Origin of the sequence: Acidiphilium sp. JA12-A1 (assembly GCF_000724705.2) — a bacterium.
GTDB lineage: Bacteria > Pseudomonadota > Alphaproteobacteria > Acetobacterales > Acetobacteraceae > Acidiphilium > Acidiphilium multivorum.
The window spans coordinates 1-15,562 of the sequence record NZ_JFHO01000001.1; the positions used below are offsets into that span (position 1 = coordinate 1).

Annotated in this window: 18 protein-coding genes and 1 pseudogene; 10 read left to right on the top strand and 9 right to left on the bottom strand. The window is 60.5% G+C overall.

Annotated features, from left to right (window positions below; translation table 11 throughout):
• Positions 1 to 481: phage integrase N-terminal SAM-like domain-containing protein (locus tag RT91_RS00005; protein ID WP_035184892.1), on the bottom strand; the 481-nt coding region annotated here is incomplete at its 3' end.
• A gap of 358 nt (positions 482 to 839) precedes the next feature.
• On the opposite strand from RT91_RS00005, the gene RT91_RS00010 reads away from it, so the two are divergent.
• Positions 840 to 1,649, top strand: a complete 810-nt coding sequence (locus RT91_RS00010; RefSeq protein WP_051788086.1) for an SDR family NAD(P)-dependent oxidoreductase — start codon at positions 840 to 842, stop codon at positions 1,647 to 1,649.
• Here RT91_RS00010 and argC read toward each other — a convergent pair.
• Together argC and RT91_RS00020 are read right to left on the bottom strand one after the other, a co-directional pair.
• Positions 1,632 to 2,609, bottom strand: a complete 978-nt coding sequence (gene argC, locus RT91_RS00015) for an N-acetyl-gamma-glutamyl-phosphate reductase (RefSeq protein ID WP_035184855.1) — start codon at positions 2,607 to 2,609, stop codon at positions 1,632 to 1,634. The genes RT91_RS00010 and argC overlap by 18 nt on opposite strands.
• Before the next feature lie 325 nt (positions 2,610 to 2,934).
• A complete protein-coding gene (locus RT91_RS00020) occupies positions 2,935 to 3,642 on the bottom strand; it encodes an aspartate/glutamate racemase family protein (protein ID WP_240314119.1) in 708 nt (235 codons plus the stop codon).
• A gap of 312 nt (positions 3,643 to 3,954) precedes the next feature.
• Here RT91_RS00020 and RT91_RS00025 point away from each other — a divergent pair, with 312 nt between their 5' ends.
• The 3 genes from RT91_RS00025 to RT91_RS00035 are packed head-to-tail and all read left to right on the top strand — an operon-like array spanning position 3,955 to position 5,833.
• A complete protein-coding gene (locus tag RT91_RS00025) occupies positions 3,955 to 4,425 on the top strand; it encodes a helix-turn-helix domain-containing protein (RefSeq protein ID WP_082468491.1) in 471 nt (156 codons plus the stop codon).
• Entirely contained in the window at positions 4,422 to 5,534 is a 1,113-nt protein-coding gene (locus RT91_RS00030; RefSeq protein ID WP_035184859.1) for a sialidase family protein, read from the top strand. Before RT91_RS00025 ends, RT91_RS00030 begins: the two co-directional genes overlap by 4 nt.
• A gap of 11 nt (positions 5,535 to 5,545) precedes the next feature.
• Entirely contained in the window at positions 5,546 to 5,833 is a 288-nt protein-coding gene (locus tag RT91_RS00035; RefSeq protein WP_205408928.1) for a MoaD/ThiS family protein, read from the top strand.
• A 276-nt stretch (positions 5,834 to 6,109) separates the two neighbouring features.
• Here RT91_RS00035 and RT91_RS21195 read toward each other — a convergent pair whose 3' ends face one another.
• Positions 6,110 to 6,628, bottom strand: a complete 519-nt coding sequence (locus tag RT91_RS21195) for a hypothetical protein (RefSeq protein ID WP_152982760.1) — start codon at positions 6,626 to 6,628, stop codon at positions 6,110 to 6,112.
• A gap of 207 nt (positions 6,629 to 6,835) precedes the next feature.
• Between RT91_RS21195 and RT91_RS00040 the strand changes: the two are divergent.
• Positions 6,836 to 7,512, top strand: a pseudogene (locus RT91_RS00040) (transposase); the annotation flags it as partial.
• Positions 7,513 to 7,656: 144 nt separating this feature from the next.
• Here RT91_RS00040 and RT91_RS21200 read toward each other — a convergent pair.
• Entirely contained in the window at positions 7,657 to 7,917 is a 261-nt protein-coding gene (locus RT91_RS21200; protein WP_152982761.1) for a hypothetical protein, read from the bottom strand.
• Positions 7,918 to 8,517: 600 nt separating this feature from the next.
• On the opposite strand from RT91_RS21200, the gene RT91_RS00050 reads away from it, so the two are divergent.
• Together RT91_RS00050 and RT91_RS00055 are read left to right on the top strand one after the other, a co-directional pair.
• Complete coding sequence (locus RT91_RS00050; protein WP_035184863.1) at positions 8,518 to 9,150, top strand: hypothetical protein; 633 nt, start codon at positions 8,518 to 8,520, stop codon at positions 9,148 to 9,150.
• A 226-nt stretch (positions 9,151 to 9,376) separates the two neighbouring features.
• A protein-coding gene (locus RT91_RS00055; RefSeq protein WP_152982762.1) for an IS3 family transposase occupies positions 9,377 to 10,565 on the top strand; the annotation gives its coding sequence in 2 pieces (ribosomal slippage) (positions 9,377 to 9,633 and positions 9,632 to 10,565; 1,191 coding nt in all).
• Between the two features lie 336 nt (positions 10,566 to 10,901).
• On the opposite strand, the gene RT91_RS00060 is transcribed toward RT91_RS00055, so the two are convergent.
• Positions 10,902 to 11,483, bottom strand: coding sequence for a TetR/AcrR family transcriptional regulator (locus RT91_RS00060; RefSeq protein WP_035184867.1), 582 nt, complete (start codon positions 11,481 to 11,483; stop codon positions 10,902 to 10,904).
• A gap of 74 nt (positions 11,484 to 11,557) precedes the next feature.
• Between RT91_RS00060 and RT91_RS00065 the strand changes: the two genes are divergently transcribed.
• Positions 11,558 to 12,307: an SDR family oxidoreductase gene (locus RT91_RS00065; RefSeq protein WP_035184869.1), complete on the top strand. Its 750-nt coding sequence runs from the start codon at positions 11,558 to 11,560 to the stop codon at positions 12,305 to 12,307.
• Positions 12,308 to 12,541: 234 nt separating this feature from the next.
• Here the strand turns inward: RT91_RS00065 and RT91_RS21205 are convergent, their stop codons facing one another.
• Positions 12,542 to 13,168 (bottom strand): hypothetical protein, encoded by a 627-nt coding sequence (locus RT91_RS21205; RefSeq protein ID WP_152982763.1) that lies wholly within the window; start codon positions 13,166 to 13,168, stop codon positions 12,542 to 12,544.
• A 742-nt stretch (positions 13,169 to 13,910) separates the two neighbouring features.
• On the bottom strand, positions 13,911 to 14,519 hold the full coding sequence (locus RT91_RS00070) for a hypothetical protein (protein WP_051788090.1): 609 nt from the start codon (positions 14,517 to 14,519) through the stop codon (positions 13,911 to 13,913).
• A gap of 270 nt (positions 14,520 to 14,789) precedes the next feature.
• Here RT91_RS00070 and RT91_RS21210 point away from each other — a divergent pair, with 270 nt between their 5' ends.
• Both RT91_RS21210 and RT91_RS21215 read left to right on the top strand, forming a co-directional pair.
• Positions 14,790 to 14,969 (top strand): hypothetical protein, encoded by a 180-nt coding sequence (locus tag RT91_RS21210; RefSeq protein WP_051788094.1) that lies wholly within the window; start codon positions 14,790 to 14,792, stop codon positions 14,967 to 14,969.
• 74 nt (positions 14,970 to 15,043) lie between these two features.
• Positions 15,044 to 15,385: a hypothetical protein gene (locus RT91_RS21215; RefSeq protein WP_051788096.1), complete on the top strand. Its 342-nt coding sequence runs from the start codon at positions 15,044 to 15,046 to the stop codon at positions 15,383 to 15,385.
• Here RT91_RS21215 and RT91_RS19980 read toward each other — a convergent pair.
• Positions 15,311 to 15,496 carry an NAD(P)-binding domain-containing protein gene (locus RT91_RS19980; RefSeq protein ID WP_205408931.1) on the bottom strand — a complete coding sequence of 62 codons (186 nt, stop codon included), beginning with the start codon at positions 15,494 to 15,496 and terminating at the stop codon, positions 15,311 to 15,313. The two genes, RT91_RS21215 and RT91_RS19980, sit on opposite strands and share 75 nt — an antisense overlap.
• Between the last annotated feature and the right edge of the window lie 66 nt (positions 15,497 to 15,562).

Consider the following 15,562-nt stretch of genomic DNA (forward strand, 5'->3'; position numbering starts at 1 on the left):
TGATCAGCATCCGCGTGCTGTCGATATCGTCGACCTTGAGGCTTGCCACCTCCGACACGCGCAGGCCGGCGCCATAGGCGGTACCGAGAATGGCCTTGTACTTGATGCCGGGGGCCGCCTCGAGCAGCCGGCCGACCTCATCGACACTCAGCACATCCGGCAATTTGCGAGGCGAGCGCGCCAAGACCAGGCGCCGCGACAGGTCCGGCCGATCGAGCGTCACCGTGAAGAAAAACCGTAGCGCCGAAACCGAGCAGTTGATCGTCGGCGGTTGCACCCCGCTCTCGTGCTGGTGAACCTGAAAGCGACGGATATCCTCAGCTGTCGCCGTGTCCGGCGGCCGCCTGAGGAATGCCGCGAAGCTCTGAACAAAGCGAATATAGTCCCGCTGCGTGGCCGATCGCAGGCCGCGCATCGCCATATCTTCGAGCATGCGCTGCCGGAGCGCGCTGACAGGCCGTTCGATAGGTGAAACTGGCATCGGAGGTTCCTCTTAAAATGAAGGGAACCCCATGCTGAGAAGCCTACCGCCCCGCGCTCAAGACCTCATCGAAATGTGCCGCTTCAACCTCAGCCCTATTCCCGCGAAGCGGGTTCGTGCTTGGGCGCAAAGCCGAAGGCCAGGCTCCGGATGAGGAAGGCGCGAAACCCAAAAAATGGAGCGGCAAAATATTCGCGCAGACAAATCACACCATCTGCTTCAACGCGTGAGCGACAAAGGCTCTGCTTCCAGCGGATGTGAAGTTCGCAGTACTTTGCGTCCATTCACGCTGCAGTTACGGGTGTTCGCCAGCTGTCAGCCCAGCTAGGCTCGCCCCGATCGTAGCGGAGGGCAAGCTATGGCTGGCGTTGTGGGACGGGTGGCGCTGATCACCGGGGCGGGGAGCACGACGGGCATCGGCTTTGCGTGCGCCAAGGCGCTCGCGGCGGCAGGGGCACGAGTGGCAATTACCTCCACCACGGCGCGTATCTTCGAGCGGCAGGCGGAACTCGGCGCCGGTACCCATGCCGCGGTGGCCGACCTGACCCGGCTAGAGGCTGTGGCGGACCTGGTCGCGGGCGTCGCCGATCTGCTGGGGCCGGTGGATATTCTCGTCAATAACGCCGGCATGGTGCAGATGGGGCGCGACGAACCGTCCGTGCGGCTATCCGAGCAAAGTGATGAAGGTTGGGCCTACGGCCTTGCCATCAATCTCACCAGCGCCTTCCTTCTGACTCGTGCGGTACTGCCGGGGATGCGGGCCCGCGGCCACGGCCGGATAGTGCAGATGTCCTCGGTCACGGGGCCGCTTACGGGCATCGCAGGGTCCGGCACATATGCGGCTGCCAAGGCCGGGCTATTGGGCATGACCCGTGCGCTGGCGCTGGAAGAAGGGCCGCACGGGATCACCGCGAACTGCATCGGACCGGGCTGGATCGCCACCGGCTCGTCGAGTGAGGCGGAGCGGACCGCCGGCCGCTTCACCCCTATCGGCCGGCCTGGCAGGCCGGAGGAGGTGGCTCATGCCGCCCTGTTCCTGGCGGCCGACGAGGCGAGCTACATCACTGGCCAAATGATCGTTGTTGACGGCGGCAACACGATTCAGGAATACAAGGTGGCGCTGCCGGGGCTGTCGGATGACCGGCTCTCATCACGGCCAAACAGGTAAGCCATCCAGGCCCGCGGTTTCGGGCAGGCCGCAGATCAGGTTCGCATTCTGCACGGCCTGCCCGGCCGCTCCCTTGCCGAGATTATCGACCACGCCCATCGCAATCACCAGGTTGCGCTCCGGATCGGCGGCATAGCTGACGAACGCGAGGTTCGATCCGGTCGCCCATTTGGTTTGCGGCGGCTTGTCGGTCACGCGGACGAACGCCCGCCCTTCGTAGAAGAGGCGGGCCGCGTCCAGGCATTGGCCCGTGGCGGCGCGGCCGCGACAGTAAATGGTGGCGAGTATGCCGCGGGTCATCGGAACCAGATGTGGCGTGAACACCAGCCCGGTGGCGCTACCGCCACTCAGCTGCTCGATCGTCTTGGCGATCTCGGGCATGTGGACGTGCTTGAGCAAACCGTAGGGCAGCAGATTCTCGTTGCTCTCGGCGTAGCCCAGCTTGGTGTTGGCACCGCCCCGGCCGGCACCGGAGATGCCAGTCTTGGCGTCGATCACGATGTTGCCAGGCTCGATCAAATTGTTGACCAACAGCGGCGCCAGCGCGGTCAGCGTCGCCGCGGGGAAGCAGCCGGGGTTGGCCACGCGGATCTGGCCTTCGATCCGCTCTGGCCAGATATCGGCGAGGCCATACGCCCAACCCTCGACGTAGCGATGGTCGCCGCCGATATCGACGATCCTCACGTCGTTCGGGACGCGTTCCAGCGCTTCGGTCGAGGTGCCTGTGGGCAGCGACGCGAACAGCACGTCGAGCTTCGGCAGCGTTGCAGGGTTCCACGTCTCGATCACCAGCTCGGCCAATTTGGCCGGCACACCGGGAAAGCGGTCCCCCAACCGGCTGCCGGCGCTGCCTTCGCCCGCAGCGTAGATAAGCTCAAAAGAGGGGTGGCTCGCGACGAGGCGCATCGCCTCGCCACCGCCAAAGCCACTGATCCCGACAATGCCGACGCGAATGCTCATGGTGGTATCCTTCTCAGGTTCGGGCAAAACAAAACCCCCGGAGCCGAGGGCTGCGGAGGTTCAGGAACGCGGGCCGGGACCGCTCCGACGTGTGGGACTCAGGGTGAGGCCGTCACCACGCGGAAGGACGCTGATCGACGCGCGGCCCAAAACGCCGCCGCTCGGGTGAAGCGGCGTCGGCGTCGATCACAAAGGGTCTGGTTCCCGAACATGGGAGTCACCCTGTCGGGACTCATGTTCATCGTCAAGCGGAATGTCCGCTGCCCCGAAGCCGCGGCGCGCCGCTCGACCCCGGTCGATCCCCGGGTGCCCGCTTCGATCCGCCTCAAGGCCGTGGTTGTATGTGGCCTTCCAGCGCCATGGCGATCGCCGCCTCGGCATGAAGCGCGGTCGTATCGAAGAGTGGAACCGGACTATCCTCCGGCTTTACGAGCAACATGATCTCGGTGCAGCCGAGGATCACCGCTTCGGCCCCATCCGCGACAAGGCGGGCGATGATTTGGCGGTAGGCGTCGCGCGAGGCCGACACGACCTTTCCTGCCACCAACTCGTCATAAATGATCCGGTGGACGACGGCACGGTCATGTTCGTCTGGCACAACCACATCCAGACCGTGCACGTCCCGCAGCCGGCCTTTGTAGAAATCGTGCTCCATGGTGAAAGCGGTGCCAAGCAACCCGATCCTCTTGAGCCCGGCCTTCCTGATCCGCTGGGCCGTAGGATCGGCGATATGAAGCAGCGGCACCGATACGGCGTTCTGCACCGCCTCCGCCATCCGGTGCATCGTGTTCGTGCAGATCAGCAGCATGTCCGCCCCGCCCGTCTCGAGCCGCCGCGCGGCATCGATCATGCGAGCGGTCAGCCTGTTCCAATCTCCATCGTGCTGGAGGCGTTCAATCTCGGAAAAGTCGAACGACCAGAGCAGGCATCGTGCCGACGCGGTAGGTCCAAGCCGGTCGCGCACGCCCTGATTGAGGATCCGGTAATATTCGGCCGAGCTTTCCCAGCTCATGCCGCCGATCAGTCCGATCATTTTCATGCGGCGACGATAGGGATCGACAACGAGAATGCAATCGCCCCGTGCTCACCGAGCCGTGTGCCGACGGGTTTGCATCTAGCCGGCCGCGCACCGCGCGACGTGTCTGCAAATCGATTCGACAGTCGCCCGTGATGCGTCGGACCGGCTCGATCGGCCCGAAAATCGGCGCGCTCGCGAGGAGCCATCGTCGTGACGACGGCGCTGTCGGGAGACGAGTCATAAAATAACTTGCAAAACACAAGCGTTCTGCGACATCTTCAAAATATGCGAGGTACTTCGACCCAACACCCGCGCTCGGGTTGTCCGGTGAATGCGGCGCTGGAGATTTTCGGGGATCGCTGGTCGCTGCTGATCATTCGCGATCTGATGGTGCGTGGCTATCGCAGCTTCGGGGAGTTCCTCGGTGCTGGCGAGGGCATCGCGACCAACATTCTGGCGGACCGCCTGCGTCGGCTGGAGGCGGCGGCACTGCTGACGGTCGAACCCGCGGCGGGGGATCGCCGTGCCCGGCTCTACCGGTTGACCGAAAAAGGTATCGCGCTCGCCCCCGCGATGTTGGAACTCCTGATCTGGGCGGCCCGGCACGAGGAAACCGCCGCGCCCTGTGCCTTGATCGACCATCTGGCGAGCAATCGGGCGGAGGTGCTGGCCGAGACCTACCGCCGTTGGGAGGCGCGAGATCCGACGCCGCTGATCCCACCGTTCAGGCCAAGGTCGCCCGTAAAAGCATCGGCCCGGCGAAGAGCCGCCAAGTCAGGAAAGGAGCAACACGAATGAGCAAGGTCAGGGTTCTGGTCGGCACTCGCAAAGGCGCATTCATCCTTGCCGCCGACGGCGCGCGGCGTAACTGGTCGGTTTCTGGACCATTTTTCGGCGGGTGGGAGATATTTCACATGAAGGGGTCACCGGCCGATCCCGATCGGCTCTACGCCTCGCAGAGCACCGGTTGGTTCGGCCAGGTGATGCAACGTTCGGACGACGGAGGCCAGAACTGGACCACTGTCGGCAATGATTTTCCGTACGAGGGGATTCCGGGTACGCACCAATGGTATGATGGAACGCCGCATCCCTGGGAATTCAAGCGGATCTGGCATCTGGAACCATCGTTGATCGATCCCGACACGGTTTATGCTGGCGCGGAGGATGCGGCGCTGTTCCGCTCCACCGACGGAGGCACGAGTTGGCAGGAACTAGCTGGTCTCCGACGCCATGGTACGGGAGCCAGTTGGATGCCGGGGGCTGGCGGCATGTGCCTGCATTCGATCGTGTTGGATCCGGGAAATGAGAAGCGCATGTTCATCGCCATTTCGGCGGCCGGCGCCTTCCGTTCCGACGACGGAGGTGGGACCTGGAAAGCGATCAATAAGGGCTTGCGTTCTGCTCACATTCCGGATCCGGATGCAGAGACAGGCCATTGCGTGCATCACATCGCGATGCACCCCTCGCGACCGAATACGCTCTTCATGCAGAAGCACTGGGATGTGATGCGTTCCGACGATTCGGGCGAAACATGGCACGAAGTAAGCGGCAACCTGCCGACCGATTTCGGGTTCGTCATCGACGTTCACGCACATGAGCCGGAGACCTTGTATGTCGTGCCGATCAAGAGCGACCAGGAGCATTATCCACTTGACGGTGCACTGAAAGTGTATCGCAGCCGCAGCAGCGGCGACTGGGAACCTCTGACTCGCGGGCTGCCGCAGCGAGACTGCTACGTGAATGTGCTGCGGGACGCGATGGCGGTTGATTGCTTGGAGGAATGCGGCGTCTATTTCGGCACTACCGGCGGGCAGGTCTACGCCTCCTCCGACGGGGGCGAGAACTGGACAGCGATCGTGCGAGATCTTCCCGCTATCCTGTCCGTGGAAGTTCAGACGCTGCCATGAACTTGGTGCGAGTGGAACTCCCGGCCGGGTTGTGCGTGCTGGCCCGCACGGATCGGGAGGTTCGGCTGCACGTCGAATCGCCCGTGACGCCGACACGCGTGCTGGATGTGCTGGAGAGGGATTACCCGATGCTGCTGGGTACAATTCGTGACCAACGTACGGGCAACCGGCGCCCGTTCATCAGGTACTTTGCCTGCCAGCAAGATTTTTCGCTGCAAAGTCCGGATACAGAGTTGCCGGACGCCATCGCTGCAGGGAAGGAGCCATTCTTGGTCGTCGGGGCGATCGCTGGCGGATGACGGTTTCCGACCGCGGACATCCGGTGGCGCCATGGCATAGATCCGCCATATTAGTCAGCCCCCAAGTAGACTAGCGGCTTTGCCCCCTACCCGGTCAATGACGAGCCGAGAAAGAATACCCGCCTTGGTGAGTCAAGGCCGACCCGACGTATGACTTGGTTGGGCCCGTTCTTTCCGCCTAATATTTTGGACAACTTGGACGGGGAGCGGAAGGGCAGTTACCATGTGAAGAATTGAAAACGTGGAAATATCGGAGGCACGAAGCGCCGGCAGTGATCACATGGCGGACCACGAATCATCGTCTTCGGGCAAATCATTATCCATCGAGATTTTTAAGTCAGCCCAAGGTGAGCAGATGTCGTTGTTGCCCTTGGTATCGCTGATAATTTTTCTACCTTTGAGAACTTCGAGGCCCGAATCTGGGTCGGCACCAAGACTCGGATTTGCGCCAAGGCTGAATACAATATAGCTATATTTTCCTTTAGTAAAGCGAAGTTGTTTTTCGATGTTTGTGTATCTCCCGGACCAGTAGAACACGTTACGGGAGTGAACATCACCTTCTATTTTCAGATCATTACCATGGGCTGTTCCATGTCGGTAAGTGAATCTATTACCATCCTGGGTAATAGTGACCCACTTGCCAGCGGGTAGATGACAATCAAATATCGTGACAGGATTGGCAAGGGCAGGCGCTGAATGACACACCGCCAGCGTTGCGCAAGCAATGAAGAGTGTCACAAAGAGATACTTCAAGGAAAACACATATTCACCGTGCAGGTAAAAGGCGCCACTCATACTCCGTCGTAATCGAACAGAAGGACCGAGGGATCATACCCTTGCACGGACGGAAGTGTCCACTCAACTGCTATGAGTGATAGCTTTGGAGAGTCGGCAATACCGCCGGTGAACGGCCATTATGGGCGTATTCCGTTGAAAAACTCGGCTTGCCTGAAGGGTCGACCGCTGATTCAATTCTGCTGCGGCGGCTTGAGGTGAACAACGATGATGGGTTCCCGGCAGGAAACGCAAGGTGCTCTGTTCTACGAGTTCTCGATCGAAGCGCACGTCCCGCCAGACCACATGCTCCGATCGGTTGATCCGTTCGTCGACCTGGCCGGCATCCGGCAACACCTGGCACCATTTTATAGCCCACCGGACGGCCATCTGTCGGTCCGGAACTGATTCTCCGCATGCTACCAGTCGGCTACGTCATGGGCATCCGGTCCGACCGCCGCCTCTGCGAGGAGGTCCATCTCAAGCTCGCTTACCGATGGTTCTGCCGCCTCGATCTGACCACACCGGTGCCGGATCACCCGACCTTCTCCAAGAACCGTCATGGCCGCTTCCCCGACAGCGACTTGTTGCGTCATCTGATCGATACGGTGGTCGCAGGCTGTCTCGCGGAGGGCCTGGCCAGCGGTCAGCGCCTTGCCGCGGACGCCAGCATCATCCAGGCCAGCGTAAACCGCCAGAACTCGACACCGAAGGCGGACTGGCAGCCTGACAGCATCAATCCCGAAGATGCGCTCCGGGCTGTCAGGGAATACCGGGAAACGCTCGATGACGCCGCCTTCGGCGCGGCAAGCACGGCCGAACCGAAGTTAACCTCACATTCCGACCCAGTTTCACAATGGACCGGCGCTCACGGCGGTACCGCCTATTTTGCCTATTCCACCAACTAACTGAACGAACCGACAACGGCGCACCAATTTCATCCATTATATTAAAGAGTATTTTGTCGGTTTGCCTATTACGAAAACCTATTAACTCAGCCAGTAAATCACTTAGGTTGGAGTTATGTATTAGCCCAGAGACAACAGGCTTCAGTAACACGTCCAGAATCGGAATTTCGATCGACAAAAACGCAGTAATAAGGCTGCAGACGAACTGAGGTCGAGCAGTCGGCGGGCCTCATGGAGCGCACTTTCCGCCGCACGCGACAAATCTGGATAGTCAGTATAATATAAATTTAATCTCTCTTCAACAAATTTAGAGACGATGACATCTCGATGGTCTAGGGGAATTTGTGTGATGAGATATTCCTCGCCAGCCTCACGCTCGGCATCTTCCGGTGTGTAACCCATTAAAGTCTCGCAGGTTGATTCAGTGACACTTTTAAGTGAACAAAAATAGTATGGTCTTATTTGTGGCAGCTTACGACGTGGACCGAATGTCGGGTACTGAGGATCGTGTGCTCCTCGACGGGCCTGCCGCCGTTCCCCCTCCTGATTACCCTACGGCATTCACACATTTTAATTGCCGTAATAGACGTCCTCTGATTCTCCATGATTTTGAGGCTGATGGAGGAAGTGTTGGCGACACGGGCTGGAGCTTTGGGTCACTTTGGTGACGCGCGACGTGCGGCGATGGGCAGCGCGCTGGTTGGACGGGTGGTGGAGACTGGGTCGCTGGTCATTCGCAAGCTTGGCGGCACACGGGCGCGGGAGATTGCGATTCATCGCTTTTTGTCGGCCCCGTCGGACACGTGTGCCGAGATGGTCGAGACGCTGGCGGATGGCAAGGCCGCTGCCTGCCGGGTGCGTCGGATCGTGGCCGCGAATCTACCACGCCGGAGGCTACTGCCGCACAATTTCGCCTTCCATCAGGGCCCGAATGTTGCTATCCCGTTCCTAATAGGGGGCGGATAAGCCGCTCAAATGAGAAATGTCTGATAAGGAGCGGCCATGCTGGATTTCATCACTCAACGGCTGGTTGATACAAATGAAATCGATTACGATTATTTCGGCAACGAAGCGTATAGTTCGGGCCGCGGCAAGGGCAGCGTTCTGGTTGCGCCCTCCAAGAAAATCTACAACAATCTTTTGGCCAATGTGTTGGCGGAGGAGCAGGCGCTGCTTTTCTTCTCCTCCTCGCGCAGGGTGATGGTGAAGCTCATGCGCGACTGGGGAAACCATATGCAGGGCAAGTGGGGGGTTAAAAACTATATCGCGACGAAGGCGCAGCTCGGCATCATCTGCGGCGAGTACGGCAGCAGCGTGCCGGTGATGCCTGCGGCACTGCGGTATCTCATCAGCCAACCCTTGGTGATGAAGCATAATGCCACAGTCGAATTCACCAAGCTCAAGGCCAAGGCTTACGGCGTCAGCAAGAACCGGTTCACCAACGTGACTCTCGTTAAAACCGAATATACTTGGAAAGAAGCGCAGACAGATACGTTCCTCAGCGGACTCGATAAAGGCGGTTACTTCTGCTATGTCGGCCGTCCCAATCCGAAAATGGAAATCGTCTTGCAGCACAGCAGCAAAAAGGCGTTCACCCTGCTGGACATCGCCAGCTTCATCAACAACCAGGGCTGACCCCTGGGACGTTAATCATTTGAATTGAACAGAGAGCGTCGATTCAGATGATTAAAATTGGCCTCCTCGACGCAGCAATTGGTACGTCGGCCGTTCCTGAAGCGGCGTGGCCACCACCGCAGATAGCTGCTCTGGCCGCGCTGGGGCCAGTTTCTTGGTTCTGACCTGCTCCGGGCAATTTCCTCTGGTTGGGATTAGAGTCCGGCCTTGGTTGAAGGACGGACGGATGAAGCGGAAGTGGTTTTCGGAAGAGCAGATCATCGGGGTTCTGCGCGAGCAGGAGGCGGTCGCGAAGGTTGCGGATCTTTGCCGCAAACACGGCGTTTCCGAGGCGACCTTTTATAATTGGAAGGCTAAGTACGGCGGGATGGACTTGTCCGACGCCAGGCGGCTGAGGGCGTTGGAGGACGAGAACGCGAAGCTGAAGAAACTGCTTGCCGACCAGATGCTGGAAGCCTCGGCACTTCGCGAGTTGCATTCAAAAAATGGTAGGGCCCGTCGCCAAGTGCGAAGCGGTCGCGCATCTGCAGGCCGTGATGGGCCTGTCGGAGCGGCGGGCCTGTTCGGTTGTCGGCGCCGATCGCAAGATGATCCGCTATCGATCCCAGCGTGCTCCGGAGACGGAACTGCGCGACCGGCTGCGCGATCTTGCCAATGAGCGCCGGCGTTTCGGCTATCGGCGGCTGTTCATCCTGCTCAGGCGGGAGGGCGAGTCGTCCGGTATCAACCGCATCTACCGGCTCTATCGCGAGGAAGGGCTCACGGTGCGCAAGCGCCGGGCACGACGAAGGGAGGTGGGCACACGCGCACCGATCCTTCTCGAGGCACGGCCCAATGCCCGCTGGTCGCTGGACTTCGTGCACGACCAGTTCGCCTGCAGCCGCCGGTTCCGCGTGCTCAACGTCGTCGATGACGTGACGCGCGAGTGTCTGGCCGCCATCGCGGACGCCTCGATCTCCGGTCGCCGGGTCGCGCGGGAACTGACCAGCCTGATCGGCCGCCGCAGCAAGCCCGCCATGATCGTTTCCGATCACGGCACCGAGTTCACCTCGAACGCCATCCTCGCCTGGTCGAAGGATCACCGGGTGGCATGGCACTACATCGCGCCCGGCAAGCCGATGCAAAACGGCTATGTCGAGTCCTTCAACGGCCGCATGCGCGACGAACTCTTGAACGAGAGTCTGTTCTTCGGCCTCGATCATGCCCGCGCCGCCATCGCTGACTGGGTGGCGGATTTCAATACCGCGAGGCCGCACTCCTCGCTCGGCTACCAGACCCCGGCGGCCTACGCCGAGGTCCTCACCGCAACCGGCTCCAGCGCTGCGCTCCGCAATGGCTCCGCGCCTCCGCCGGTTGCTCACCCCGCGCCGAACGGCGTAACAGAAACGCCTAAGGCTCCATTCGCAGCCGGATAAAAGTCCAGCTGCAGGTCAGGACGACTAAGTGGCCATAGCATAGGAAAGGCTTGCCGGGTCTTAGGTGGTTATGGCGTAGGAATAGTGCCCATCTTCATCATTCCCGGCCCGCCAGCCTACGCCACGGTATCAGGTAATATCCCAAGATATCCGTTCATTGCCCATAGCTCGCTACAGCACGCCATTGATCAGCGGGGTATGCAACTCTGATATAAACGAGACCGGTTTCGGCCTTTAGCGGATTTTCCCGGCTGCCAAGCAGACGACCTTCTGGGCACGTTTGGACTTCAGGAGGGCACAATAGGCATCACTGATGCCCACGACCATACCGGCGTTTCAGGTAAAGAGCCCGGCTGTCGCCAGTTCGACCCTCCTGCGCGCGGCGGTCTCGTCATCACCGAACCGGTCCACTGCCCAGGATAGCGCCGTGACCAGTTCAAACACCTCGGTGGCCGCGACCGAATCCACCATATCGCCTGACGCCCGCGCACGCTCGACCAAATTGCCGGTCTGCGCCACGAGTGTGGACACCGCCGGGTTCAGCGACGACCCTGTTGCGGTCCGGGCTTCCGCCACGCACTGAGGCAGATCGTGCCAGATGCGTAGCCGCCAGGTCAGCCAAACCAGCCATTCGGCCAGTGCCTGGCGGGGGCAATGCTCGCACGCCAATACTTCCGCCTGAGCCTGCGCATCGGCGAGGTCCGCCTCCATCACCGCTGCCAGCAGGTCCTCCCGCGTCGGGAAGTTGCGGTAGAGCGTCGCGTTTCCCACGCCGGCCTTAATCGCGATCCCGTCCAGCGAGGCGAGCGCCCCCTCCACATCGAACACAGCACGCGCTGCCCGCAGGATTGCGTCGCGGTTGCGACGGGCATCGGCGCGCAAGGGACGCTGCGGCAATGCGTCTGGATAAACGGTCATCAGTTCGCCCTTGACGAATTGGGGACTATCCCCGGATAAATCGGGGGTAACCCCACTTTGAATCGGAGTAGATCATGACCGCAGCCGCCAGCAAGCCCCTCCCAACACTCGAAGGCAGAATCGTTCTCGTTACCGGCGCCAATGGCGGGATGGGCGAACAATTCGTGTGGCAGGCGCTCAAACGGGGCGCTGCGAAAATCTATGCGGCGGCTCGCACGCCAAAGGATTGGCCGGACGTCCGGATCCAGCCGCTCGCGCTTGACATAACCGATGCCAATGCGGTTGCCCACGCGGCCGCGACGGCCCCTGATGTCGATCTGCTCATCAACAACGCAGCCATCGCCCCGACGGGCGACACCCTTTTCGGCCCGGAAGGCGAGGCCCACCGCATCTTCGAGACCAATTTCTTCGGGACGCTGCGCGTCGCCAACGCCTTCGCGCCTGTATTGGCCGCCAAAGGCGGCGGCACTTTGGTCAATGTCCTGTCGTCTTCGGCCTGGATTAGCCTCCCGACCGTCTATGCTGCCTCGAAAGCGGCGGCCTGGTCCGCCACCAACGGGCTGCGCTTCGCGCTGGAGGCCCAGGGCACCCAGGTGGTTGGCGTCCTGGTCGGGATGATCGACACGCCGATGTCCGCCCATTTCAACGTGCCGAAGAGCAGTCCGGCAAGCGTTGTTGCCGAGGTCTATGATGGTATCGCTGCGGGGGTGATCGAAGTCATTGCGGACGACCAGACGCGCGACCTGAAGTCGAGGTTGAGCACCAAAGCCGAGGAACTCTATCCTTGGCTGCACGGCGCACTGCGTGCTTTCCTCGGGTCTTGATCGGCGAAGCGAGGACACGATAGTAGCAGAATGCGCGGGTCGTATTTACGCCGCAATCCTACGGCTGAGTTTTCTCCCGGCTGAATCCGGTATGATTCCGGAGGTAATTTTGGGATGGCGGTTGCCGGGGTCAAAAAGCCCGCCAATCCATTGACTCGGCGGCCCAATTTCTGGTTGCGGGGACCCACAACAACTTATACCGAACTCTGGTAGCACATCCGTTTCCAGCGTCGCCTAGCCTCCTAGAATTGCCACGTGCGCAGCCAGTGGGGCAATTTGTTGAATCCCGGCAATGCGGTTCTTCTGACCGTTCGCTTCACCATACGTGAACAGTGCATAGAAGTTGCCGTTCGTTGTGATGATCCCGTAGACGTATTCACGTCCCTCTCCCTTCTTTGCAACGGGATAGTTGCCGTTCCACTGGCGGAGCGGGTTGAATCCGGTCGGCTGAATACCCTGCGCAACGCAATAGTTGTGAAACGTCTGCTTCACCGCGGCATTGGCCGTGTCTTTGCCATCCTGAGTTCCAACGTGATAAGCATGTAGCGCTCCATTGTACATGATTGTCCCCAGTTGACATCCACTCATTGGCCCAGTGACGACGTCGGTCGTCAGAGGCGTCAAGGAGATGTCTCCAGGCAACCAGTCAAGGAAATCGAAGTTCCTCCAATTCTTGTTCGCATTGGTATTGTGGCTGACGACCCGCTTTTTGGGGCCGAAAGTACCGCCGGTTGAAGGAAGCATAGACCAATTTTTGGGAGGATTGACCACGACAAAGGCAGCCGTACCCACATGCATGTTATTCCCTGCATGCGGCAGTCCATCCACGATGTTGCCACGTAGCAGTTTCTGCTCGATCATGGGCTCGCCTCCAAGCAACGCGCTGTAGATAGTGGAAGATTTGAATGGTGCTGAGAACCGGTATTGGATCCCGCCGGTTGGCCTTCAATTCCGCCCGTAATCCTCGTTTTTTGTTTGAGTAAAGAGAGTATAAGCGCGCCTTTCGTGGCATTGTCAAAGGAACTCGGCTTGAGACGGCGCGGTGGGCCGGCAAACGTCCAGCAATGGCTCAACGCTCCCCGTTCGGCATTTTCCAAGCAACGTTGGTTGAGCGGACGGAGCCGGGCCATGCGTAGTTTCTTTACCCCCCGACCGAATGAGACATTCGCCCCGAGCGATCGAATACACAATAGTCTTAGGATCCCCGATGTCGCCAAGCAGCGGGAAGGGCTATGGTGGGATTGGGCAGACACCGCAACGGCAGTTCGTGGGCGCCCTGACATGCTACGCGGATGTTCGTTCACCACGGGCTGGCAGGCAGCTACGCCCACCAATCTAATCGGTCAGGATCGATGCGTGTGTTGATTTCCGTCATCACACGGCGGCCGTAAGCGAGAGCCGATGACCGCAGACGTGCCGAAAGGCCCTTTCGCGGCAAGTTAGCAGGATCACTTGTATCCGCTCGGCAGATTCGAAAAGTATATCGATCATGAGGTCGAGCCGGGCGGCGGCAGAGATCGAGCGGATCATCGGGAATCAATGATACCGGCCGCCCCTGTTCAAGCAACATGTCGGCAAAGGCAATGTGCGTGAGGATCGCCAACTATTCCTGTGTGCCGCGAGAGAGATCCGCGCAGCCCTCGCTGATCCCGCCGCGGATCACCGCACCGAGCGCCAAATCCTCTGAAAAGCTCAGATCGCACCCTGGTAGCAGCCGCTCGATATAGCGCTTCGCCCGCCCTGCGACGGGACCGACGAATTTTGCCGAGGTCTCCTCCCGCGCCTGGTCCAGCGTCTGGCGCAGTAGTTTGAGGGTGTCTGCCTCCTCGGTGACGCGTTGCAAGGCGGCGCGTGCGGCCTCGGCCTGCTCACGCGCTGCGGCTTCCCGGTCAGCCAGACCCTTGCCGCCTTCGCTTTCGACAATTCCCTCAAGGCGAGCAATCTCCATTTCGAGCCTGGTCCGGGCTTCTGCCGCGGCTTTCGCACGGGCATCGATCGTATTGATCCAGCGTTTGATCGAATTGAGATCATGCGCGGTCGCATCGCGCCTGGCTTCCTCAAGCTTGACCGAAGCGGTTGCGGCATCCGCTCGTGCTCGAGCTACATCCGAACTCAGCGTCGCAAATTTCGGACATGCTTCGATGGCGGTGATATTGGCGTCCGCATTGGCGAGATCGCTTGCGGCGCTTGCCTCCGCTGTCGCGAGTGGCACGTCGTCCTGCTCGAGACGCCGCAGCGCTTCGAGCGTACTTTCTAGCGTCCCCTACGCGCGCGCCGTCGCGTCTCCTGCACGTGCTACGGCCGCTGTAAGGGTGTCGATATCAGGGAGGTCAGTCTCATCAATCTCTTCTTCCTGCGCTACCCCAGCAACGAACAGTCTCAGCGCCTCGGCGCCCCGTGCCAGGCCGACCCCCTCGTCGGCGGGGGTGATGGCGCCGATGCGCGCGAGGCCGTCAGAGAGGTCCCCGCGCCGCGATTTCGCTTGCTCGAGGGCGAGCTGGGCCTCGCGGCGCATGGCGAATGCCAATTGGTGGCGGTGGGACAAGTCTTCGAGGCCACGCAGCTTTGTCCCAATCGCCTCATGTCGGCCTTCCGTGTCGCGACGATCAGCGCGGCGGCGCTCGCGACCTCCAACGATGCGACCAAGTCCCTGCGCGTCTGAGCATCAGTATCATCGCTCAACTCCCGCTGTAAGACCTTGAGCCGCAGTCGCGCCGATTCAAGATCGGCGAAACCTTGCTCCAGTTCCCTGAGCCGTTCGCCGGCCTCGTGTGCGGCTCGTTCTGCTGCTTCAACACGCACGCGGGCATCGTTCTGACGTCCGCGCTTCTGGCCGGTAGGCGACCAGAACCGCGCAAACCGTTCTTCAATGCGATCGCGCACCTTCTTGAAGGCAGGACCGCCCATGATCGCCCCGACTTCGGCTTCGAGCGTCGATCGCACGGGAACGCCAAACGTGTTCATCGTGTCGATGATTATCTTACCTTCCCAACGCGGCAGAGCCTACGCAACCACGCGATGCTCTCCGAATGGGACCGCCAAAATGATTGTGTCGGCCTCAAGCGCGCCGTGCAGTGACCCGGCAATAACTGTGGGGCCGATCGCCCGAGCCTGCGGCGAAAGTGCCTCAGGCGGCTGACGTCTCGCGACGATGACGTCGATGTTGCTACGGGCGAAACTGTGGGCCAGGGCCTAACAGACCTTGCCGAATCCTATAATCGCATAGCTCATGATACTGCTCCAATCCGTACCGAT

Excerpts from the sequence above, each read along its gene's own strand:
- RT91_RS00010 (WP_051788086.1), top strand. The coding sequence starts at position 840 with ATGGCTGGCGTTGTGGGACGGGTGGCGCTGATCACCGGGGCGGGGAGC.
- argC (WP_035184855.1), bottom strand. The coding sequence starts at position 2,609 with ATGAGCATTCGCGTCGGCATTGTCGGGATCAGTGGCTTTGGCGGTGGC.
- RT91_RS00020 (WP_240314119.1), bottom strand. The coding sequence starts at position 3,642 with ATGATCGGACTGATCGGCGGCATGAGCTGGGAAAGCTCGGCCGAATAT.
- RT91_RS00030 (WP_035184859.1), top strand. The coding sequence starts at position 4,422 with ATGAGCAAGGTCAGGGTTCTGGTCGGCACTCGCAAAGGCGCATTCATC.
- RT91_RS21195 (WP_152982760.1), bottom strand. The coding sequence starts at position 6,628 with ATGAGTGGCGCCTTTTACCTGCACGGTGAATATGTGTTTTCCTTGAAG.
- RT91_RS21200 (WP_152982761.1), bottom strand. The coding sequence starts at position 7,917 with ATGGGTTACACACCGGAAGATGCCGAGCGTGAGGCTGGCGAGGAATAT.
- RT91_RS00050 (WP_035184863.1), top strand. The coding sequence starts at position 8,518 with ATGCTGGATTTCATCACTCAACGGCTGGTTGATACAAATGAAATCGAT.
- RT91_RS00060 (WP_035184867.1), bottom strand. The coding sequence starts at position 11,483 with ATGACCGTTTATCCAGACGCATTGCCGCAGCGTCCCTTGCGCGCCGAT.
- RT91_RS00065 (WP_035184869.1), top strand. The coding sequence starts at position 11,558 with ATGACCGCAGCCGCCAGCAAGCCCCTCCCAACACTCGAAGGCAGAATC.
- RT91_RS21205 (WP_152982763.1), bottom strand. The coding sequence starts at position 13,168 with ATGATCGAGCAGAAACTGCTACGTGGCAACATCGTGGATGGACTGCCG.